General features: G+C 69.5%; 18 protein-coding genes, 2 tRNA genes and 1 pseudogene. 8 read left to right on the top strand and 13 right to left on the bottom strand.

The window, feature by feature from the left end:
- Positions 1 to 107: 107 nt before the first annotated feature.
- Complete coding sequence (locus ACXAHD_RS00105) at positions 108 to 443, bottom strand: hypothetical protein (RefSeq protein WP_281552363.1); 336 nt, start codon at positions 441 to 443, stop codon at positions 108 to 110.
- A complete protein-coding gene (locus ACXAHD_RS00100; protein ID WP_281552362.1) occupies positions 400 to 714 on the bottom strand; it encodes a hypothetical protein in 315 nt (104 codons plus the stop codon). The genes ACXAHD_RS00105 and ACXAHD_RS00100 overlap by 44 nt, the downstream gene beginning before the upstream one ends.
- 56 nt (positions 715 to 770) lie before the next feature.
- Here ACXAHD_RS00100 and ACXAHD_RS00095 point away from each other — a divergent pair, with 56 nt between their 5' ends.
- Both ACXAHD_RS00095 and ACXAHD_RS00090 read left to right on the top strand, forming a co-directional pair.
- Positions 771 to 2162 carry an acyl-CoA synthetase gene (locus ACXAHD_RS00095; RefSeq protein WP_289211733.1) on the top strand — a complete coding sequence of 464 codons (1392 nt, stop codon included), beginning with the start codon at positions 771 to 773 and terminating at the stop codon, positions 2160 to 2162.
- A 269-nt stretch (positions 2163 to 2431) separates the two neighbouring features.
- Positions 2432 to 3658 carry a hypothetical protein gene (locus ACXAHD_RS00090; RefSeq protein WP_475047446.1) on the top strand — a complete coding sequence of 409 codons (1227 nt, stop codon included), beginning with the start codon at positions 2432 to 2434 and terminating at the stop codon, positions 3656 to 3658.
- A 679-nt stretch (positions 3659 to 4337) separates the two neighbouring features.
- On the opposite strand, the gene ACXAHD_RS00085 is transcribed toward ACXAHD_RS00090, so the two are convergent.
- The 6 genes from ACXAHD_RS00085 to gyrB form a co-directional block, all read right to left on the bottom strand.
- Positions 4338 to 4410, bottom strand: a tRNA-Ala gene (locus ACXAHD_RS00085).
- Between the two features lie 52 nt (positions 4411 to 4462).
- On the bottom strand, positions 4463 to 4591 hold the full coding sequence (locus ACXAHD_RS00080; protein WP_233606623.1) for a DLW-39 family protein: 129 nt from the start codon (positions 4589 to 4591) through the stop codon (positions 4463 to 4465).
- A gap of 34 nt (positions 4592 to 4625) precedes the next feature.
- Positions 4626 to 4699, bottom strand: a tRNA-Ile gene (locus tag ACXAHD_RS00075).
- Between the two features lie 174 nt (positions 4700 to 4873).
- Positions 4874 to 5878, bottom strand: coding sequence for a DUF3566 domain-containing protein (locus ACXAHD_RS00070; RefSeq protein ID WP_475047443.1), 1005 nt, complete (start codon positions 5876 to 5878; stop codon positions 4874 to 4876).
- Between the two features lie 3 nt (positions 5879 to 5881).
- Entirely contained in the window at positions 5882 to 8410 is a 2529-nt protein-coding gene (gyrA, locus tag ACXAHD_RS00065) for a DNA gyrase subunit A (protein WP_289211717.1), read from the bottom strand.
- Between the two features lie 127 nt (positions 8411 to 8537).
- Positions 8538 to 10481, bottom strand: a complete 1944-nt coding sequence (gyrB, locus tag ACXAHD_RS00060; RefSeq protein ID WP_281552358.1) for a DNA topoisomerase (ATP-hydrolyzing) subunit B — start codon at positions 10479 to 10481, stop codon at positions 8538 to 8540.
- Positions 10482 to 11068: 587 nt separating this feature from the next.
- Between gyrB and ACXAHD_RS00055 the strand changes: the two genes are divergently transcribed.
- Positions 11069 to 11629 carry a hypothetical protein gene (locus ACXAHD_RS00055; RefSeq protein WP_281555771.1) on the top strand — a complete coding sequence of 187 codons (561 nt, stop codon included), beginning with the start codon at positions 11069 to 11071 and terminating at the stop codon, positions 11627 to 11629.
- Positions 11630 to 11676: 47 nt separating this feature from the next.
- Here the strand turns inward: ACXAHD_RS00055 and ACXAHD_RS00050 are convergent, their stop codons facing one another.
- The 5 genes from ACXAHD_RS00050 to dnaA all read right to left on the bottom strand — a co-directional run bounded on the left by ACXAHD_RS00050 (position 11677) and on the right by dnaA (position 18048).
- Entirely contained in the window at positions 11677 to 12258 is a 582-nt protein-coding gene (locus tag ACXAHD_RS00050; protein ID WP_281552357.1) for a DciA family protein, read from the bottom strand.
- Positions 12248 to 13396, bottom strand: coding sequence for a DNA replication/repair protein RecF (gene recF, locus ACXAHD_RS00045; RefSeq protein ID WP_289211716.1), 1149 nt, complete (start codon positions 13394 to 13396; stop codon positions 12248 to 12250). Before recF ends, ACXAHD_RS00050 begins: the two co-directional genes overlap by 11 nt.
- 5 nt (positions 13397 to 13401) lie before the next feature.
- A complete protein-coding gene (gene gnd / locus ACXAHD_RS00040) occupies positions 13402 to 14277 on the bottom strand; it encodes a phosphogluconate dehydrogenase (NAD(+)-dependent, decarboxylating) (protein ID WP_281552355.1) in 876 nt (291 codons plus the stop codon).
- Between the two features lie 51 nt (positions 14278 to 14328).
- Positions 14329 to 15462 carry a DNA polymerase III subunit beta gene (gene dnaN / locus ACXAHD_RS00035; RefSeq protein WP_281552354.1) on the bottom strand — a complete coding sequence of 378 codons (1134 nt, stop codon included), beginning with the start codon at positions 15460 to 15462 and terminating at the stop codon, positions 14329 to 14331.
- A 735-nt stretch (positions 15463 to 16197) separates the two neighbouring features.
- Positions 16198 to 18048, bottom strand: coding sequence for a chromosomal replication initiator protein DnaA (gene dnaA / locus ACXAHD_RS00030; RefSeq protein ID WP_281552353.1), 1851 nt, complete (start codon positions 18046 to 18048; stop codon positions 16198 to 16200).
- 670 nt (positions 18049 to 18718) lie between these two features.
- On the opposite strand from dnaA, the gene rpmH reads away from it, so the two are divergent.
- From rpmH to ACXAHD_RS00005, 5 genes and pseudogenes are all read left to right on the top strand, one after another.
- Positions 18719 to 18856 carry a 50S ribosomal protein L34 gene (gene rpmH, locus ACXAHD_RS00025; protein ID WP_123606641.1) on the top strand — a complete coding sequence of 46 codons (138 nt, stop codon included), beginning with the start codon at positions 18719 to 18721 and terminating at the stop codon, positions 18854 to 18856.
- A gap of 34 nt (positions 18857 to 18890) precedes the next feature.
- A pseudogene (gene rnpA / locus ACXAHD_RS00020) lies at positions 18891 to 19274 on the top strand (ribonuclease P protein component); the annotation flags it as partial.
- A gap of 74 nt (positions 19275 to 19348) precedes the next feature.
- Complete coding sequence (gene yidD, locus ACXAHD_RS00015) at positions 19349 to 19639, top strand: membrane protein insertion efficiency factor YidD (RefSeq protein ID WP_281552352.1); 291 nt, start codon at positions 19349 to 19351, stop codon at positions 19637 to 19639.
- Positions 19636 to 20706, top strand: a complete 1071-nt coding sequence (yidC, locus tag ACXAHD_RS00010; RefSeq protein WP_281552351.1) for a membrane protein insertase YidC — start codon at positions 19636 to 19638, stop codon at positions 20704 to 20706. Before yidD ends, yidC begins: the two co-directional genes overlap by 4 nt.
- A 167-nt stretch (positions 20707 to 20873) precedes the next feature.
- Complete coding sequence (locus ACXAHD_RS00005; protein ID WP_281552350.1) at positions 20874 to 21509, top strand: Jag family protein; 636 nt, start codon at positions 20874 to 20876, stop codon at positions 21507 to 21509.
- Positions 21510 to 21669 lie beyond the last annotated feature (160 nt).

The following is a 21669-nucleotide window of genomic DNA, read 5'->3' as shown; positions in this document are numbered from 1 at the left end:
CAGGAATCAGACGGCGTGTTTCAGAACTGACCGGTAGCGGTCAGAAGAGAGCCCGTCGACAACGGAGGGAACGAACGAACCAGGCCGACCCGGTCGGTCTGGTCGATCTAGTTGATCTGGTCGACCGGGCTGTCCGGGGCGACCGGGCCGAGCACGACGGTGCCATCCGGCTCGCCGATCTCGGCGTGGTTCAGCATTGCCCAGGCGATGGCCAGCACGCCCGCCCCGGCCATCGTCACCTGCTGCCACCGGCGGGCCCGGCCCATTCCGTACCACCCGGCGACGACCAGCGCGACGAGCCCGGCCAGCAGGGTCACGAACGCGTCCCCGCCGGAGAGCCCGGCCCGCGAACCCAGCGCCGACCCGCCGGCGGTCTCCACCGCGCCGTACATGACGGCATCAGCGTCCGGACCGGCGATCCAGGGCAGCACCGACCCGAGCACCAGCAGCAGTCCACCGCCGGCCGCCGATCCGGCGGTGAGCAGCCCACGCAGCGTCGATCAGCCGCTGGACCGTGTCGGGGCGGTCGGCTCCGGCGATGGTCTCCAGCCGGACGCCGTACTTGCCGCCGTCAGTGACCTGGACCGTGACGGTGTCGTCGATCGCCACCCTGGACAGGTCCACGGCGGCGGCGTCGCGCTGCGACTTCGCCGTGTACCCGTACCCGAACAGTCCGACGAAGCCGGCGACCCAGAGCGCCAGCCCGGCAACCACAGAGCCGACAATGGTCCGGAGCCGGTCCGCCCACCGGCAGGAGGAGAGTCGGGAAGATGGCGTTGCTGAACCCCACGCGACTGACCGGCCGGCCGGCGGCGGTCACCGTCGGCGACCAGTCGATGTCCGGCGACGACCTGCTCGAAGCCGCGACCGCCGTCGCCAGGCAGATCGCTGGCGCCGACACCGTCGCGGTCGACGCCACCGCCAGCCTCGACACGGTCGTCGCGCTCACCGGTTGCCTGCTGGCCGGCACCACGCTGGTCCCCGTACCGCCGGACGCCGGCCCGGTCGAACGCGGTCACATCCTGCGCGACTCCGGCGCTCAACTGCTGCTTGGCCCCAACCCGACGAGGCCGGTCGGGAGCGGCTCCGACCAGGGCGGCTCCGACCAGGGCGGGCCCGGCCAGCGCCGGACCGTCGGGTCCGACGCCCCCGCGCTGATCCTCTACACCAGCGGCACCACCGGCGCACCGAAAGGTGTACCGGTGACCAGCGCCAACATCGCCGCCGACCTCGACGCCCTCGCCGAGGCCTGGGCGTGGACGCCGGACGACACCCTGGTCCACGGCCTGCCGCTGTTCCACGTACACGGTCTGGTGCTCGGCGTCATCGGCGCGCTACGCGTCGGCTGCCGGCTGGTGCACACCGGCCGGCCCACCCCTGGGGCGTACGCCGCCGCCGGTGGCACGCTGTACTTCGGCGTACCGACGATCTGGTCCCGAATCTGCGACGACCGACCCTCCGCCCGGGCGTTACGCGCCGCCCGGCTCCTCGTCTCCGGTTCGGCGGCCCTGCCCGCCCCGGTTTTCCGCACGCTCACCGAGCTCACCGGGCAGGCACCGGTCGAACGGTACGGAATGACCGAAACCTTGATCACGGTCAGCAGCCGCGCCGACGGCGAGCGGCGACCCGGCTGGGTCGGTGCGCCGCTCGCCGGCGTACACACCCGGCTGGCCAGTGAGGACGGCGAGCAGTTGCCGGCGGACGGCGAGACCATCGGCGAACTGCAGGTTCGCGGCCCGATGGTGTTCGACGGTTACCTCGGCGCCGCCGGGCGCGGCGACTTCACCCCGGACGGCTGGTTCCGCACCGGCGACGTAGCGGCGATCGACCAGGCCGGCTGGCACCGAATCGTCGGCCGCGCCTCGACCGATCTGATCAAGAGCGGTGGTTACCGGATCGGTGCCGGCGAGGTGGAGAACGTGCTGCTGACCCATCCGGCAGTACGCGAGGCGGCGGTCATCGGCGCACCCGACGCAGACCTCGGGCAACGGGTCGTCGCGTACGTGGTGGCCGAGGGCGTGTCCCCGCAGTCGCTGATCGACTTCGTGGCCACCGAACTCTCCACCCACAAGCGCCCACGTGAAGTGCGCATCGTGGACGACCTGCCACGCAACGCGATGGGTAAGGTGCAGAAGAAGCTACTGCACGACGACCGCCGGTGACATCCCACCACTACCGACAGTCACCACATCGACATCAGCCGAACGGCTGATGTCAGGCGTTCGAGATCGATGCCATAAGTTTTCTTTACCTGCGGCTCAAGAAATCATCATTTCTGGCGCTGAAGTTGATTCTTGATTGAACCGCTCCCTAACGTGTGCGTATGGCCCGGGGCGACTAGTCATCCGCTCCCGGTGAACCCCCGCCGGCACCGTCGTGCCCGAGCCTAATACAGACATCCCAGTACGGTGAGCATTCGGAAGGTGTGCACATGGGACAACCGGCTCACAGAAGCGCCGCCAGACCCGCGAAGGGCGGACGGGCGCGCCGCGCCGTCATCGCGGTCGCGACCCTGTCCGCCTTCGGGGTCCTGATCGCCGTCAGCCAGATCTCCAGTGCTGGGACGGATCGCAAGGCCAGCGAGCAGGTCAACGGACTCGATGTGCTCGGGACCGGCTGCGACGACAGCTCATTGGAGCTACACGACGGCTTCCAGGTGGGCAGCCGCTGCGTCTCGACAGCGTTCGGAGAGGTCGGTGCGGCAGAGCAGAACCCGACGCTGCTGATCACCGAGTCGCCGGAATCGGTCGGCGTCGGCGAACCGTTCCAACTGCGGGTCAGCACCCGCAATCTGGTCCGGGACCGCTTCCTCCCGGCGGCTCAGGGCGGGTACTACGTGGAGTCCGCGCTGCTGACCGGAGACGGACTGACCCGCGGTCACTTCCACACCGCCTGCCGGATGCTGACCAGCACCACCGAGGCGCTCGACCCGGAGCCGGTGCCGGCCTTCTTCGTCGCGACTGAGGACGGTGGCGGCGGTGCTGAGCCGGATGTCGTCACTATCCAGGTGCCCGGGCTGCCCCAGGAGGGGATCGCCCAGTGCGCATCGTGGGCCGGCGACGGATCGCACCGGATCCCGATGATGCAGCGGGCCAACCAGACCCCGGCGATCGACGCCGTCCGTATCGAGGTGCGAGCCGGCGGAGCGGAGGAACCGCCCGCCGAGGAACCGCCCGCCGAGGAACCGCCCGCCGAGGAACCGCCCGCCGAGGAACCGCCCGCCGAGGAACCGCCCGCCGACGAACCGCCCGCCGACGAACCGCCCGCCGACGAACCGCCGGCCGAGGAACCGCCCGTTGAGGAGACACCGGCACCGGCCAGCCCTGAGGCGGAGGTCACCGACGATCCGGCACCGCCGACGCAGGAAGCCAAGCCCACGCCGGAGCCGACCGAGACCGCTGCCGGAGAGGAGAAGGAAGCCGAGCCGACCGCACAGCCGAGTGCGGACCCGAGCCCGACTGCCGCTGCCGGTGGAATCAATGCCCCAGCCGTGGACAACCTTGCAAACGAAGCAGATGCTGACGAGTCGGCCAGTCCGCTGGCACTGACCGGCGCGAACACCATGAACTTCCTGGTCGTCGGCCTAGTGCTGATCGTCGGCGGAGTGATCCTTGTCCACCTGACCCAACGTCGCCGCTACCCGAACCGGAAGCGCTGACCTCAACCACCTCCGTCCCGCACATTTGTCCCCACCTCACCCAACCACGTGTTGGACACACCTGTCCCGCCTCAGATCGTCGTCGGGCCGCACGGCTCAGGCGCTGAGCTGGACCATCAACTGGTAGTCGTCGATCAGCCCGGTCAGTACGCTCGCCCCTGCCTGGGTCGACCACCTGCCAGACCACGGACACGACGTGGTTCCTCTGGCCCACCCGCCGGCAGGCCTGATGGCGTTGGACTGCCCGCGACTCGGCGCACAGCCCGCAGAGCCCAAGCCGGCCGCGCTGGTGTTCGCCACGCGGGACGGCAGCCCACTCCGGCGGTCAAACTTTCGTCGACAGGTCTGGCGTCCGGCGCTGGTCCGGGCTGGCTTACTCGGCAAGGTAGCCGAAGTGTCGCCGGACAAGTGGCACGCCAAGTGGACCGACGCGACCGGCGTCGAGTGGTTGCCGAGTTCGCGACCGAGCGGGAAGCCGTCGACCAGGTCGCGCTCAAGGCCGCTGGCGGGCTCCGCTTGCACGACCTGAGGAACTCGTACGCCACGTGGCTCATCAGCGACGGGGGTACGGGACGTGTTCGGCGACTTCTGCTGACGATTCGCTGATTCTGGTTCCTGGTCCGACTGGCCAGCGCGACAAGGGTCGATGCACTGGCGCGCCGACCAGCCATAATGTGGGTGGAGCCAAGGGGACTCGAACCCCTAACCCCTGCCTTGCAAAGGCAGTGCTCTGCCAGTTGAGCTATGGCCCCGAGTGGTCCCCGCCGCAGCGGTGACGACTGCGGTCCGGGGACAGAAGTTGGATCAGCGGAGATCAGGAGCGGTGGTCGCCTCGTGCCAGAGGGCACGCTCGTCGCTGGTCTCCTTGACCTTCTTGGCGATCAGCGCGGCTACGCCGATGACGCCGGCGATGATGAGGATCTTCTTGACCATGGGGCGTGTCCCCTTACGCTCGACTGTCGTGGAGTGGGGCTAGCTGGAATCGAACCAGCGACCTCAGAGTTATCAGCTCTGCGCTCTAACCGACTGAGCTATAGCCCCGTACGCGACGAGCAAGGTTACCGCACCTGTGTCCTACACCCCAACTCGGGGCGAAAGCCACCGGCAGCCGGCGAACGGAGCGCCGGACCATGGGGAGACTACCGGATCGCGGACGGCCGGGGCCAATGGGTATCGACCCGCCCGGCCGTCCTCCGCTTCCCTGAGCGGGCCGGATCAGTCCCGCTCGGCCAGGGTCAGTTCGATCCCGCCGACCAGGTCGGCGCAGACGTTGTAGATGAACGCGCCGAGCGTCGCCAGCGCGGTGTAGAGCACCACGTTGATCAGCCCGAACAGCGCCGCCGTGCCGATCACGCCCTGAGCGGTGATCCGCAGGCTCGGACCGTCCCCGGTGCCGGTACCGATCAGGTCACCGAGGCTGGCGTTGACGCTCTGGAACACGCCCATCGCGTCAAGCGCCAGGTAGAGCACCGAGGTCGCGACGATCACCACGATGAACAGCACCAGCGAGACCGCGAACGAGAACTTCATGACGGACCAGGGGTCGATCCGCTTCAGGTTGAGGCGAGCTCGACGCGGACCTCGCGAGGCAGCCGAGCTGACCCCGGGTCGCGCGGTGCGGGCACCGTCAGGGCCGACTCGCGCCGCGCCGACCGCGCCAACACCGGCACCGGCACCGGCACCGGCACCACCGATCGTGCGTACGGTCGGCGAACCCAGGCCGGTCCGCGAGCCGGGAGTGGCCGTACCCACCCGGGCCGTGCCGCCGATGGTGCCGAACTGCCCGGTGGGCCCGAGCCCACCGCCCGGTCGGGTGCCACTTGCCGCGGTGGCGCCGAGCGCTCCACCGGTGAATCCGCTGCCGGAGCTGGCCGGCGGAGCGGATGAAACAGGAGGTGCCGACGTCACAGGAGGTGCCGACCTTCCGGAAGAGGCGGATATGCCGCCGAGCTGAGTGGCGCTGTCGCCGGTGCCTCCGGCGCGGGTCGAACCGTCGACGGAGTCGCCGGTGCCACCGGCTGGGTCGTCGGCGGGTCTGTCGGGCGGGGGAGGCATCCCTGGCGCCCGGGTGAACTTGGGCGACGGCGAATCACCGGGCACGCTGGCCCGGCCGACAGCGGCGCGGCCGGTGGCCGTTGATGTGCCTCCGGCGGCGGATTCCTCGTCGACCGGAGCCGCCGAGGATCCTGTTCCCCCCGACTTCGCCTGGGTCTCCGTCATCAACTAGTCCTGTTCGTCAGGCTCGTCGGCATTGCGAGCAATGGCCACGATGGTCACGCCGTCTGGGAGGTCCATGAGCTTGACCCCCATTGTGTTCCGGTCCCGGGTACGTCGTACAGGCTTCACCGGAGTCCGGATCACGCCACCGTTGCTGGTGATCGCGAAGAGCTCGTCGTCCGGACTGATGACGACCGCGCCGACGAGACCACCGCGGCGCTCGGTGATCTTCGCAGTCAGCACACCCTTGCCTCCCCGGCCCTGCACCGGATACTCCTCGATCGGAGTACGTTTCGCGTACCCGCCGTTGGTGGCGACCAAAACATCCAGGTCCATCCCCTCCCGGACGACCGCCATGGCGAGCAGTTCGTCGGTGTCGGTGAACCGCATCCCGATCACCCCCGATGTAGCCCGCCCCATCGGACGCAGCGCCTCGTCGGTCGCGGTGAACCGGATCGCCTGGGCGTTCTTGGAGACCAGCAGCAGGTCGTCGGCCCCGCCGGCGAGAGCCGCTCCGACCAGTTCGTCGGCGTCCCGCAGGTTGATGCCGATGATCCCACCGGAGCGGTTCGAGTCGAACTCCTCCAGCCGGGTCTTCTTCACCAGGCCGTTGCGGGTCGCCAGCACCAGGTAGGGCGCCACCTGGTAGTTCGGGATCCGGATGACCTGGGCGATGTGTTCGTCCGGCTGGAAGGCCAACAGGTTGGCCACGTGCTGGCCACGGGCGGTACGGGATGCCTCCGGCAACTCGTAGGCCTTCGCCCGGTAGACCCGGCCCTTGTTGGTGAAGAACAGCATCCAGTCATGGGTGGACGCGATGAAGAAGTGGCTGACGATGTCGTCCTGGCGCAGCGTCGCACCGCTGACGCCCTTGCCGCCCCGGCGCTGCGAGCGGTAGAGGTCGACCTTGGTCCGCTTGGCGTACCCGGTGCGGGTGATGGTGACCACCACGTCCTCGCGGGCGATCAGGTCCTCCATCGAGACCTCGCCGTCGAACGGCACGATCTTCGTCCGCCGCTCGTCGCCCCACTTGGCGACAATTTCGCCGAGCTCCTCCGAGACGATCCGCCGCTGCCGCTCGGGCTTGGCCAGAATGTCCTTGAGGTCGGTGATTTCCAGCTCGATCCGGGCGAGCTCGTCGATGATCTTCTGCCGTTCGAGGGCCGCCAGCCGGCGCAGCTGCATGTCCAGGATCGCGGTGGCCTGGATCTCGTCGACGTCGAGCAGCCGCATCAGGCCCTGCCGGGAGTCCTCGACCGTCGGCGACCGCCGGATCAGGGCGATCACCTCGTCGAGCATGTCCAGCGCCTTGACCAGACCGCGCAGGATGTGCGCCCGCTCCTCGGCCTTGCGCAGCCGGTACGCGGTGCGCCGCCGGATCACGTCGATCTGGTGCTCGACGTAGAACCGGATGAACTGCGCCAGGTTCAGCGTGCGCGGCACCCCGTCGACCAGGGCCAGCATGTTGGCGCCGAACGTCTCCTGCAGCTGGGTGTGCTTGTAGAGGTTGTTAAGCACCACCTTGGCGACGGCGTCGCGCTTGAGCACCAGCACCAGCCGCATGCCGGTACGCCCGGAGGACTCGTCGCGGATGTCGGCGATCCCGCCGATCTTGCCCTCCTTGATCAGCTCGGCGACCCGCTCGGCAAGGTTGTCCGGGTTGACCTGGTACGGCAGTTCGGTGACGACCAGCGACGTCCGGCCCTTCTTGTCCTCCTCGACCTCGACCACGGCCCGCATCCGGATCGACCCGCGACCGGTGCGGTAGGCGTCCTGGATCGGGGTGGTGCCGACGATCAGACCGGCGGTCGGGAAGTCCGGGCCCTTGACGATCTCGATCAGCGCCTCGAGCGTGGTCGCCTCGTCGACCTCCGGGTTCTCCAGGCACCACTGCACCGCCGCCGCGATCTCCCGCAGGTTGTGCGGCGGGATCTTGGTGGCCATGCCGACCGCGATGCCCTCGGAGCCGTTGATCAGCAGGTTGGGGATCCGGGCCGGCAGGATCACCGGTTCCTTGGCCCGCCCGTCGTAGTTGTCCTGGAAGTCGACGGTGTCCTCGTCGATGTCCCGCAGCATCTCCATCGCCAGCGGGTCGAGCTTGCACTCTGTGTAGCGCATCGCGGCTGCCGGATCGTTGCCCGGGGAGCCGAAGTTGCCGTTGCCGTCGACCAGCGGGTACCGCAGCGACCAGGGCTGCGCCATCCGGACCAGCGCGTCGTAGATGGCCGAGTCGCCGTGCGGGTGGAACTGACCCATCACGTCGCCGACGACCCGGGAGCACTTGACGTAGCCCCGGTCCGGCCGGTAGCCCGAGTCGAACATGGCGTAGAGGATCTTGCGGTGTACGGGCTTGAGCCCGTCCCGTACGTCCGGCAGCGCCCGCCCGACGATCACGCTCATCGCGTAGTCGAGGTACGAACGCTGCATCTCGACTTCCAGCCCGACCGGCTCGATGCGATCGTGGCGGGCGACCGCAGCCGCGGCGGCTGCCACGGGATCCGGCTCGCTGCCGAAGGACTCGGGAGTATCCGTCACAGTTAACCCTTATCAACCTTTGAAACCGTCGTACCGGTGCTGGACAACGGCTGTGGAAGCTGGCGAAGTTGCTGATGACGCGGCCGGGCCGGCCCCTGTTCGGGGGGTCGCCCGGCCGCGCGGGGCGCTAGATGTCCAGGAAGCGGACGTCCTTGGCGTTGCGCTGGATGAAGGAGCGCCTCGCCTCGACGTCCTCACCCATCAGAACGCTGAACAGCTCGTCGGCGGTTGCTGCGTCGTCCAGAGTCACCTGACGCAGCGTACGCGTCGCCGGGTTCATCGTCGTCTCCCACAGCTCGGGGTAGTTCATCTCTCCCAGGCCCTTGAAGCGCTGGATGTCGTCCGGCTTGGCGTTCGGCTTCTTCTGCTGGCGCAGCACGATCAGTCCGTCGCGTTCCCGGTCGGAGTACGCGTACTGCGCGTCGTCGCCCTTCCGGTTCCACTTGATCTTGTACAGCGGCGGGGCGGCGAGGTAGACGTGGCCCAGCTCGACCAGCGGACGCATGAACCGGAACAGCAGGGTCAGCAGCAGCGTCTGGATGTGCTGGCCGTCCACGTCCGCGTCGGCCATCAACACGATCTTGTGGTAGCGCAGCTTGTCGATGTCGAAGTCGTCGTGGATGCCGGTGCCCAGCGCGGTGATCAGCGCCTGGACCTCGTTGTTCTTCAGCACCCGGTCGATCCGGGCCTTCTCCACGTTGAGGATCTTGCCCCGGATCGGCAGGATCGCCTGGGTACGCGGATCCCGCCCCTGCTTGGCCGAGCCGCCGGCCGAGTCGCCCTCGACGATGAAGACCTCCGACTCGCGCGGGTCGGTGGACTGGCAGTCGGCCAGCTTGCCCGGCATCGACCCGGACTCCAGCAACGACTTGCGCCGGGCCAGCTTGCGGGCCTGCTGGGCGGCGATCCGGGCGCGGGCCGCCTGGGTGGCCTTCGTGATGATCATCTTGCCTTCGGCCGGGTTGCGGTCCAGCCAGTCGACCAGCCACTCGTTGCAGACCCGCTGCACGAAGCTCTTCACCGGGGTGTTGCCCAGCTTGGTCTTGGTCTGGCCCTCGAACTGCGGGTTGGCCAGCTTGACCGAGATGATCGCGGCGAGCCCTTCCCGGATGTCCTCGCCGGAGAGCTTCTCGTCACCCTTGAGTAGCTTCTTGTCCATGGCGTACTTGTTGACCACGCTGGTCAACGCGGACCGGAAGCCCTCCTCGTGCGTGCCGCCCTCGTGGGTGTTGATGGTGTTGGCGAAGGTGTAGACCGACTCGCCGTACGATTCGTTCCACTGCATGGCGATCTCGACCGACATGCCCTCCTCCTCCGCGCCGAACTCGACCACGCTCTTGTGGATCGGGTTCTTCGAGGCGTTGAGATGGCGGACGAAGTCCGAAATACCACCCTTGTAGCAGAAAGTGACCTCGCGGTGCTTTCCGTCGTCATCAGCCACCCGCTCGTCGCGCAGCTGGATGGTCAGCCCACGGTTGAGGAAGGCCATCTCCTGCAACCGGCGGTAGATCGTCTCGAACGCGTACTCGGTGGTCTCGAAGATCGACGGATCCGGCCAAAAGGCGACCGCGGACCCGGTCCGGTTCGTCGCCTCGCCCTTGTCCAGCGGCGTCGGCTTCGAGTTGGCGTACTGCTGCCGCCAGACGTGGCCGTCCTTGTGGATCTCGACCTCCATCTTCACGGAGAGCGCGTTGACCACCGAGACACCGACCCCGTGCAGGCCACCGGAGACCGCGTACGCCTTGCCGTCGAACTTGCCGCCGGCGTGCAGCACGGTCAGGGCGACCTCGACACCCGGCTTCTTCAGCTTTGGATGCAGGTCCACCGGGAAACCGCGGCCGTTGTCGGTGACCCGCACCCCGCCGTCGGCGAGCAGCACCACCTCGATGGTGTCGCAGTGCCCGGCCAGCGCCTCGTCGACCGCGTTGTCCACGACCTCCCAGACCAGGTGGTGCAGGCCGCGCTCACCGGTCGAACCGATGTACATGCCCGGTCGCTTGCGGACCGCCTCGAGGCCCTCCAGCACGGTGATCGACTCGGCGCCGTACTCCTGGTTGTTCTCCGCTGACACCCTCAGCCACTTTCTCGCACACCTGGGCCGCGACGGCACAGGGACGCGGGGTTCGGCGGATCTTCCGACGGCGGACGGACGCGAACCGGCACCATGGCCGACAACCCGCATCTTCCGGGTGGATCGCCGACGGGTGGCGAAACGCGCCGTACGCCGCAGCGGACCCGCGGATCACGAACGGCTGGGCCCCGTACGGTCCGGCGATCACGGCTGCCGGTGGTCACCTCGTCGGTGATCCTGCCAGGCGGGCTCCGGATCGTCGCGCCGCGCGGGTCTCCCTCGTCTCTGTCTCCGATCCTACTGTGCCGAGCCGACATAACCGGGACGCGGCACCCCCGTAAAGCGGCTGAGAGGTTCGTAGCCGGCCGCACCCCACCCACCGCGACCACCCCCACACGCACCAGATCCATCATCGGTCGGCCACGGGGCACCGCACCGACGGTGCGGCGGCCCGCCGGGCCACCTGAAGATGAAACGACTACCCGGATGCCGCTACAGTGCCGCTACCGCACAGGCTCGCACCGGGCAGCAGCATCGCGGATGCGCACCCGACCCGGGCCACCAGCTGGAGAAGGGTGACGCTTGCGATGGGGCTGGACAACGTCGCGGTGCAATGGCCACGGGTCGGCGAGTTCTACGAACCGGTCGCACCGGCCGAGTTCGTCGACTTCGACAAGCTGGCGGAGCAGGCCGACGTCGCGGCGCCGACCGCCGCGCTCGCCGGTTACATCGCGAAGACCGGCAGTGTCCGGGCCACCGCCTACACCGAGCTGGTGGACCTGCTGCTGGGGCTGACCGGAGTGCTGTACGCCACCGAGGCGGCCGCCGAGGACGAGGACCCGGTGATCGACCCGGACGGCTGTGCCTGGATCGCCGGCGGCCTGGAGCGGTTCGTCGACGGCCACGACCGGTACGGCGACACCGTCACCTTCGACACGGTCGGGGCGGTGCTGCGCGACGCCCTCGCCGGGGCCCGGCTCGCCGAACAGCAGCTGCGCTGGCTGGACAGCCGGCTCGACGCGCTCCGCGACGACGCCGGTGACGCGCCGCAGTGGAGCTTCCCCCGGTCGGAGCTGGCGGTGCTGTCCCGCTTCTACCGCCGCTGCGCCGATCGCGGCTTCGCCGTCTACGCCGACGCGGCAGCCTGATCCTGGGCGGCCGGCGTCGGCCAGGGAGCGGACCGGCCGGGTGGGGATCAACCGTACGTGTCCCGCGGGCCACGACCACGGACCCGCCTCGGTCCCTTCGACCAGGATGGCGCGGCCGGGCCGTGGATATGCAGTTTCGTCACCACGTTGTGCCCGACCTCAGCGGCGATCTGGCGCAGCAAGGAGCGGGCGAGCAGACGTAGCTGGGTCGCCCACGCGGTCGACTCCGCCTCGACCGTCAACTCGCCGTTCTCCAACTTGACCGGGCGGCTGTGCTTGGCCACCTCCGGCCCGACCACCCGTTCCCAGGCGCCGAAGACGGTCGCCTCGGCGGCCGGCCGTTGCCAGCCGCGCGCCTTGACCAGCCGGGCCAGCACGTCGCCGAACAGCTGGGGATCGCGGGGGTCCGGCCCCGGACCCGAGTAGCCGCGCAGTCGTCGGCCGCCCGACCCGGCTCCGCCAGTGTCGCTGCCGCCACCGGTCCGGCGGCGGGGCCGGTTCGCCTCTCGACGGGCGCGGGCCGCGTCCAGCACCGCCCTGGCCAACTGCGGGCCGGTCGACGGCGGGGGCAGGATCGGCGGCTGGTCGGCAGCCTGCGCCGGCTCACCGTGCTGCGGCTCATCCGACATGGCGTACCTCCCCACGGCTGACCTCGAAGCGTGCCCCGCGCAACGCTACCGGGACGTCCTCGGCCACCGCGCAGGTCACCAGCAGTTGGCTGGCCCCGGCGACCAACTCGGCGAGCCGTTCCCGGCGGCCGCTGTCCAGTTCGGCGAACACGTCGTCGAGGACCAGGACCGGCTCGATGCCTTCCGCGCGGAGCAGGTCGTACGCGGCCAGCCGCAGCGCCAGCGCGCAGGACCAGGATTCGCCGTGGCTGGCGTACCCCTTCACCGGCAGGCTGCCGATCGTCAGATGCAGGTCGTCGCGGTGCGGGCCGACCAGGGTGACGCCACGGTCGACCTCGCTGCGGCGGGCCTCGCCCAGCGCGGCCAGCAGCGCTGACTCAAGCGCGGACCGGTCCGCCGCCGACGGCACGGTCCCGGCATCCGGCAGATCGATCGACGGCCGGTAGCTGATGCCGGCCGCCGCGCTGGTGGCCGCCACCGCGTCATACGCCTTGGCCACGTGCGGGGCCAGTGCGGTGACCAGCTCCAACCGGCCGGCGAGCAGCTCGGCTCCGTGCCGGGCCAGATGGGCGTCCCAGACGTCCAGCGTGCTCAGGTCACCGCCCCGGCCACCACCGGTCTTGCGGGCGAGGTACGCGCTGCGCAGCAACGCGTTGCGCTGCTTGACCACCCGGTCGTAGTCGGCCCGCACGCCGGCGAACCGGGGCAGCCTGGTGACCAGCAGCTCGTCCAGGTAGCGGCGGCGTTCGGCCGGGTCGCCCCGGACGATCTCCAGATCCTCGGGGGCGAACAGCACCAGCCGCAGCGCACCGATCACCTCCCGCGCCCGGCGGGTCGGCGACCGACCCAGCCTGGCCCGGTTGGCCCGCCCCGGCACGATCTCCAGTTCGACCAACAGCTCCCGTTGGTCGTGCACGACCAGGCCGCGGATGATCGCCGAATCGGCGCCGACCCGGACCAGCGGCGCGTCGGTGGCGACCCGGTGACTACCCAGCGTCGCCAGGTAGCCGAGCGCCTCGACGAGGTTGGTCTTGCCGACCCCGTTCGGCCCGACCAGCACGCTGCCACCCGGTTCGAAGGTGAGCTCGACCCGCTGGTACGAGCGGAAGTCGATCAGTTCGAGACGGCGGACGTACACGGAGGTCAGGGGCTGGACTGCACGGCGTGCCCGCCGAACTGGTTGCGCAGGGCGGCGACCGCCTTCATCGCCGGGGAGTCGTCCTGCCGCGAGGTGAACCGGGCGAACAGTGAGGCCGCGATCACGTTCATCGGCACCCCGAGCCGGATCGCCTCGTCGACCGTCCAGCGCCCTTCGCCGGTGTCCTCGGCGTACCCGCGCAGCGCCGCCAGCTGCGGGTCCTCGTCGAGCGCGGCGTCCAGCAGATCCAGCAGCCAGGACCGGACCACCGTGCCGTCGCGCCAGGACTTGATCACTCCGGGGACGTCGGTGATCAGCTCGCTCTGCAGCATCAGCTCGTAGCCCTCGGCGTAGGCGTGCATCAACGCGTACTCCACGCCGTTGTGCACCATCTTCGCGTAGTGTCCGGCACCGACCGGGCCGGCGTGCACGAAGCCGTGCTCCGCCGGCGGCTTGAGCGCCTCGAAGATCGGCATCATCCGCTGTACGTGCTCGGCGTCGCCGCCGACCATCAGCCCGTACCCCGCCTGCCGGCCCCACACCCCGCCGGACACCCCGACGTCGAGGTAGCCGACGCCGTGCTCGGCCAGCCGGGCCGCACGCGGCCCGTCGTCGCTGAACCGGGAGTTGCCGCCGTCGATCACCAGATCCCCGGGGGAGAGCAGGCCGCACAGCTCATCGACGACCGACGACGTCACCTGGGCCGGGACCATCATCCAGACGGCCCGCGGAGCGGCGAGCCGGTCGACCAGCTCGGCGAGGCTGGCCACGTCGCTGACCGCCGGGTCCCGGTCATAGCCGTACGCCTGGTGACCGGCGTCACGTAGCCGGTCCCGCATGTTGCCGCCCATCCGGCCCAGACCGATGATGCCCAACTGCACGGTGTGCCCCCTTCGTCGCTGCCCGATCGTCGCCCACCGGGCGACCCGGTACTACCGGGTTACCCGGATCGGCATGATCAGATAGCGGTAGCCGGGGATGATCTGATCGTCCTCGCCGGCCGGCGAGATCACCGCCGGCTTGAACGCGTCGACGAAGGTGAACACCGCCGTGGCGGAGCCGAGGTTCTGCAGACCGTCGATCAGGTACTGCGGGTTGAACCCGATGGTCAGCGGCTCGCCGGTGAACGCGGCCTCCATCGCCTCGCTGGCCCGCGCCTCCTCGGTGTTGCCGGCCTCCACCACGAGCCCGTCCGCGCTGAAACTGAGCAGTACCGGGGTGGTGCGTTCGGCTACCAGGGCGACCCGGCGTACCACCTCGACGAGAGTGCTCACACCCACCCGGGCCTCGGCGTTGTGGCTGCTCGGGAAGAGCGACCGGACCGGCGGATAGTTGGCACCGTCCAGCAGCCGGCTGGTGGTCCGGCGGGTGCCGCCGGCGAATCCGATCATGCCTTCCCCGGCCCCACCGTGCGCCAACGCGATGGTGACCTCGCCGCCGATCGGACCGAGCGTCTTGGCCGTGTCGGCCAGGGTACGGGCGGGCACCAGTGCGTGCAGGCTGATCTCCGGATCGTCCGGCTGCCAGTCAATCTCCCGGATGGCCAGCCGGTACCGGTCGGTGGCGAGCATGGCGAGCCGGCTGCCCTCCAGCTCGACCCGGACCCCGGTCATCATCGGCAGCGTCTCGTCGCGGCCAGCGGCCACCGCGACCTGGGCGACCGCGGCGGCGAACGTCGGGGCGTCGACCCGACCGGCGCTGGCCGGCATCTCGGGCAGGGTCGGATAGTCCTCCACCGGCATGGTCGGCAGGGTGAACCGGGCGCTGCCGCAGACCAGCTCCAGATGCGCACCGACCGCCGCGATGTCGACCGGCTTGGCCGGGAGCGACTTGGTGATCTCGGCGAGCAGCCGACCGGAGACCAGGGCCGAGCCGTCGGCATCGCCCTGCACGTCGACGGTCACCTGGCTGGAAACCTCGTAGTCGAACCCCGAGACCTGCAGGGAACCGTCGGTGACCCGGAGCATCGCGCCGGCCAGCACCGGCACCGACGGCCGGTTCGGCAGGCTCTTGGCCGTCCAGGCCACCGCGTCGGCGAGCGCATCGCGCTCCACCCGGAACTTCATCCCATGCCTCCGCACTTCATGCCGTGCCTCCGCGTCGACTCGATCGAACGATCTTCGGTGGTGCCGGACCCGAGGCGGTCCCTGGGCGGCTCGACCGTCATCGGTCGACGGACCTCACCGAACGATAGGCCAGAGCGCCGGGCCCGTGCGTCCGGCCCCGGACTTCTGCCGGTCGACCGGACCGGCAGGTGCGGCAGGTCGGCTGCATCCACACCTATCCCCAACGCCGGTGATTGGTTTTTGTTGTCTAGAAGATAAATCTCATCGTCTTCATCGGGGCTGTGCACTCTGTGGACATCTCGCGTTTACGCAGGTCAGATGGGTTCGATGGCAGTGGATTACCTGTGGAGAGGGCTGGGTACAACCGGGTTCGTTATCCACAGGCTGCCCCGCTGCCCACAGCCGTGCCGAGTTATCCACCGGTTGTCCACCGGTTATCCCGAGGGTTCGTCCCCAGCTGTGGACAAGCTGCCGGCGCCATGCCGGTCCGTCGTCCCCAGAACCTTCAACAGGATCCCCACAGGCGGTGGCTGGCCTGTGGACAAGTTGTGACTGATAGTGATTATCCACAGCGGTTTCCCCAAGAGTTGTCCACAGCCTGTGGACAACTGGGCGGGCGGGATGCAGCTGTCATCCACCATCCGGCGGCGGCCGCGGTGGAAAACCTGTGGATGAACCTGTGCGTGATCCGCCGGATCAACCGGCGGGCGGGCCCGGTGGCGGGGCGGCGGGGCGTCAGGCGATCTGCTTGATCCGGTTGGTCAGCTCGGCGATCTGGTTGTAGAGGGACCTGCGTTCCGCCATCTGCTGCCGGATCTTGCGGTCGGCGTGCATCACCGTGGTGTGGTCCCGGCCACCGAATGCCTGTCCGATCCGGGGCAGCGACAGGTCGGTCAGCTCGCGACACAGGTACATGGCGACCTGGCGGGCGTTGACCAGCACTCGGGAACGCGAGTGACCGCGCAGGTCCTCCAGGCTGACCCCGAAGTAGTCGGCAGTGGCGACCATGATCTGGTCGGCGGTGATCTCCGGGCCGGCGCCGTCCGGGATGAAATCCCGCAGGACCTCCTCGGCCAGGCTCAGCTCGACCGGCGACCGGGTGAGACTGGCGAACGCGGTGACCCGGATCAACGCGCCCTCCAGCTCCCGGATCGAGTTGGCGATCCGGGAGGCGATGAACTCCAGCACGTCCGGGGGCGCGTACAGGCGCTCCTGAGCCGCCTTCTTCTGCAGGATGGCGATCCGGGTCTCCAGGTCGGGCGGCTGGATGTCGGCGAGCAACCCCCACTCGAAGCGGGTCCGCAGCCGGTCCTCGAGGGTGGCCAGCTGCTTGGGTGACCGGTCCGAGGTGATCACGATCTGCTTGTTCGCGTTGTGCAGTGTGTTGAAGGTGTGGAAGAACTCCTCCTGGGTCCGCTCCCGGTTCTCCAGGAACTGGATGTCGTCGATCAGGAGGATGTCGACGTCACGGTAGCGGCGCTGGAAGGCGCTGGTCTTGTCGTCACGCAGCGAGTTGATGAAGTCGTTGGTGAACTCCTCGGTCGACACGTACCGCACCGACCGGGCGTGTCCGAGGGTGGTGGCGTAGTGACCGATGGCGTGCAGCAGGTGGGTCTTGCCCAAGCCGGAGCTGCCGTAGATGAACAGTGGGTTGTACGCCTTCGCCGGTGACTCGGCCACCGCCACCGACGCGGCGTGCGCGAACCGGTTCGAGGAGCCGATGACGAACGTCTCGAACATGTACTTCGGGTTGAGCCGGTTTCCGCCGGTGTCCACCCCCGGTCCGGTCAGCCGGCGGTCGTCCCGGCCGGTGCCGCGGTGGTCCAATCCGCCTCGCCCCGGTCCGCTGTCGGGCGGGCTGGTCGGCAGGCCGTCGCCGACGCCGCCGTACCGTTGGTCCGGCGGGCGGTAGTCCGTCGGCGGGCGGGCCACGCGGTGCTGCGCCGGCGGTTCGAGGTCGTGGTCGAGCCGTTGCGGACCCGGCGCTCCGGCGGTGTAGTCGTCGTCGAACAGCGAGCCCTGGTCGCCGGTCCGGGCCGCCGGCACCACCGGCAGCCGGCTGGTCGCGCCATCCAGTGCATCGGATACGCCGACACGGTGCTCCGGCGGATGGGGTCCGTCCGGCGAGTCAGGCCGGCCGCTGATCGGCTCCGGCACCTCGGGCCCGGCGATGCCCTCGCGGTCCCAGTGGTGGTTGTCGGTGTCGCGGTGGTCCGGTCCGGGCGGAGGCGGGCCCAGCCGTGGGTCGGGCTCGTCCGGGTGGTGCAGCCGGGTCTCGACGGTCGCGGTGCCGTACACCGTGCCGACCGGTCGACCCTGGCCGTCCTCCGGCGGACGGACGGTGACCGCCACCTGGATCGGCCTACCGAGCCGCCGCGACAGTGCCTCGGTGATCGCCGGACGCAGTCGCGATTCGATGACGTCGCGGGTGAACGCGTCGGGTACGGACAACAGCGCGGTGTCCTCGACGATGGCGCGCAGCCGGGTCAGCCGCAGATAGGCCCGCTGCTGGGCGGAGACGATCTCGTCCGCCAGCTCGTCCGTGGTCGCCAACCAGACCGCGCCGAGGTCTATCGTCTCGGCCACCGTAGCGCCACCCCCATCGCATCCGAGTACCCGGCCGCCGGCACTGTCTCCATGTCGGCCGCCGGTCGGGATCGGTCCCGCTCTCGAACAGGTACGACGAGCCATGCTGCGGGCCGCTGAACTGACCGTCATCCACAAGTTATCCACAACCTGTGTGTACTGCTGACCGCGGCTCCCCGTCGTCCGCCGAACCTGCCCCTGCCGGCTCGGCGCCCGGTGTCGATCACCGTCGCGGGCGACCGGCCCGGCTGCCTGGTTCGTACCGATGAAGCGGTGCCAGGTGCTGCCTGATGCTTGACCGGCAATCGGGCACGCTAACAGCGTTGTCCACAACCGTTCAACCGGCGGTCGCCGGTCCCCGTTGTCGGTTCCGGTGAAAACCGTGTAGCGGCACTGGCCGCGTCGCTCCACGGCCGGGTCACCGGCGGTGGGCGAGCCGTCGGCGCTGGTCCGCTCTGATAAACTAGCTAGGCGCGTTGTGCCTGCACGACGCACGGGCGCAGATCGTGCACCACCCGGATCTGCGCCATCCTGATCTGCACCACGCTGATCTGCACCACCGGCCTGGCCAACGGCCGGGTTTGACCAACTGCCGGCCTGACCGCCAGCCGGTCTGATTCATCTGACTCCGGGCCGAAGGCCGGGAGCCGCACCTGACGGAGAGTCTGACGTGAGCAAGCGCACCTTCCAGCCGAACAACCGCCGGCGCGCCAAGACCCACGGCTTCCGGCTGCGGATGCGTACGCGTGCCGGCCGTGCCATCCTCTCCACCCGCCGCGCCAAGGGCCGCGCCCGCCTGTCCGCCTGATGGCCTTCGCGGGCGTCGTGGAGATCTAACCGCCATGCTGGCCGCCGCTGAGCGCGTACGCAATCGTGCCGACTTCACCGAGGTCGTACGCATGGGTCGGCGGGCTGGCCGTGGCTCGCTCGTCGTGCACCTGTTGCTGTCGTCGCCCGGGCCGGGTGGCCGGTCGGACGCAACCGACAGCACTGGGGCCCGGGCCGGCTTCATCGTCTCCAAGGCGGTCGGCAACGCGGTGAACCGCAACCGGGTGCGTCGTCGGCTCCGACACCTGGCCCGGTCCCGGCTGGCAGCGTTGCCGGGCGGTACCCTGCTGGTCGTCCGAGCCCTTCCGCCGGCCGCCGGGGCATCGTCGGCGGGGCTCGCCGCCGACCTTGACGCCGCGCTGTCCACCGCTGTCCGCGCCGCCGAGCGACGCTCCCAGGGCACCGCCGGTGATCGCCCGTCCGGCGCGCCGCGCACCGGACCCCGGACCCGGGCCAGAGCGGGGGACGCCCGATGACCGCTCCCGACGACCTACCTCCCCCCGCGACACCGGGTGGCCGCCTGCTGACAGGTGCGATCGTCGCGTACCGTCGTTGGATAAGCCCGGCTCTGCCGGCCCGCTGTCGGTTCCACCCGTCGTGCAGCGCGTACGCCCAGGAGGCGATCGCCCGGCGCGGAGCACCTCGGGGGGTGCTGTTGGCGGGTTGGCGCCTGCTGCGCTGTCATCCCTTCCACCCCGGTGGATATGACCCGGTACCGATGCCGGGCGGCCGCCGTGCCGATGCGACTGGAGCCCCGAATTGAGTCTCGACTGGATCTACTGGGCCATCTCGTGGATCCTGCTGTTCTGGCACTCGGCCTGGGACCGGATCGGTGTTCCGTCGACCGAGGTGCTCGGTACCAACTGGTCGTGGATCCTGGCCATCATCTTCCTGGTGGTCACGGTCCGGGTGATCCTCTTCCCGGTCTTCGTCAAGCAGATCAAGTCACAGCGGGCCATGCAGGCGCTGCAGCCGAAGGTCAAGGAGCTGCAGGAGAAGCACAAGGGTGACCGGGAGACGCTCCAGAAGGAAATGATGGAGCTGTACCGGAAGGAGAAGGCCAACCCGCTGATGGGTTGCCTTCCGATGTTCCTGCAGATCCCGGTCTTCCTCGGCCTGTTCCACATCCTGCGCCGGCTCAACCCGGAGCAGACCCGCAACGTCGACCTGTACGGCTGGACCGCGGACCAGTTCTACGAGGCCTCTCGGGCCAGTCTGTTCACCGCGCCGATCGCCGGGCGGTTCGGTTCGACGGCCGACGAGCTGGCGGCGATGGGCGCCAGCGGCACCACGGTCAAGGTGATCGCCGGGATCTTGGTGATCGTCATGATCGTGACGACCTACCTGACCAGCCGACAGATGATCCTCAAGACCGGCTGGGCGGAGGACCCGCAGCAGAAGATGATCCAGCGGCTGATGCTCTACGGCATCCCGGCCTCGCTGCTCATCTCCGGCGCGATCTTCCCGATCGGCGTCATCATCTACTGGGTGGTGAACAACCTGGTCACCCTCGGCCAGCAGCAGTGGGTGCTGCGCAAGTTCCCGCCGCCGCCGATGCCGGCCGGCAAGGGGAAGCCCGCTACGAAGTCGACCTCGACCTCGACGTCGAAATCGACCGGACGGCCGGCGGCGAAGTCCGGTGCCGGCCAGCCACGCAAGCCCGGCACGACCGACGCCAAGCCCAAGTCGGCCGGTGTGTTCGCCCGACGCGGCAACGGTGCCGAGGCCGCCGCCACGGAGCCGGCCCCGGTCCGCGAGGGTCTCAAGCCCAAGCCTGGTGCCAAGCCGGTCAACCCGAAGAAGCGGCGGCCGGCGAAGCGTCCGGGTTGACCGGGCAGGCGTCCCGACGGACGGCTGCTGCTGGCGGGCGTCCCGGGCGCTGGCGGACGTCCCGCACAGCCGCAACGTAGACCTCCCCGAGGGCACGGCGCCCGTCCGCCGGTCCTCGGTAACCAGCGGACCGACCGGTTCCGCCGAGCGAGTACGGAGATGACACCGTGACCGATACCAGCCTGCCCAGTGCCGACCCGTCTGTCGACGAGGAGGTTGTCCCAGCCCGGGCCGCCGACAGCGCCGACGACCGTACCGGTGACGCCGACGACGCGGGCACCGACGAGGCTGACGAGGACGCGGCCGGCAAGGACGCGTCAGCGCCCGCTTCCGCCGCCACCGACAACGACCTGTTCCAGCAGAGCGAGATCGCCGCCGACTACGTCGAGGGACTGCTGGACATCCTCGACTACGACGGCGACATCGACGAGCTGGTCTCCGGCGGCCGTCCCGTGGTGGAGGTGGTCGGCGGGCAGCTGAGTGCCCTGGTCGGGCAGCGGGGTGCGACCCTGGAGGCGCTCCAGGAGCTGACCAGACTCGCGGTCTTCCGGCAGACCGGATCGCCGAGCCGGCTGCTGTTGGACGTCGGCGGCTACCGGAACAACCGGCGCAAGGAGTTGGCCGCTGTGGCGAAGAACGCGGTGGAGAAGGTCAAGGAGTACGGCGAGCCGGTGCGGCTGGAACCGATGTCCGCCTTCGAGCGCAAGTGCGTACACGACGTGGTGAACGCGCTCGACGGCGTGCTGAGCGAATCCGAGGGTGTCGAGCCGACCCGGCGCATCGTCGTCCGTCCGGCCGACTGAGCGCCATGACTGATCTGCCCGAGCAGACTGATCGGGCGGCCACCGGAACCGAACGGGACACCTCCCCGCATGTTTCTGTCTGGGCAGGCACCCCGGGGGCCCCCCCCCACTCCCCCCGCTAAGAAGTCCGTTTCCGGAAGCCGCTGCGCGCAGTTCCGTG

The organism is Micromonospora sp. ABR4_055 (assembly GCF_056160425.1).
This window is presented reverse-complemented; position numbering and strand designations above follow the sequence as displayed.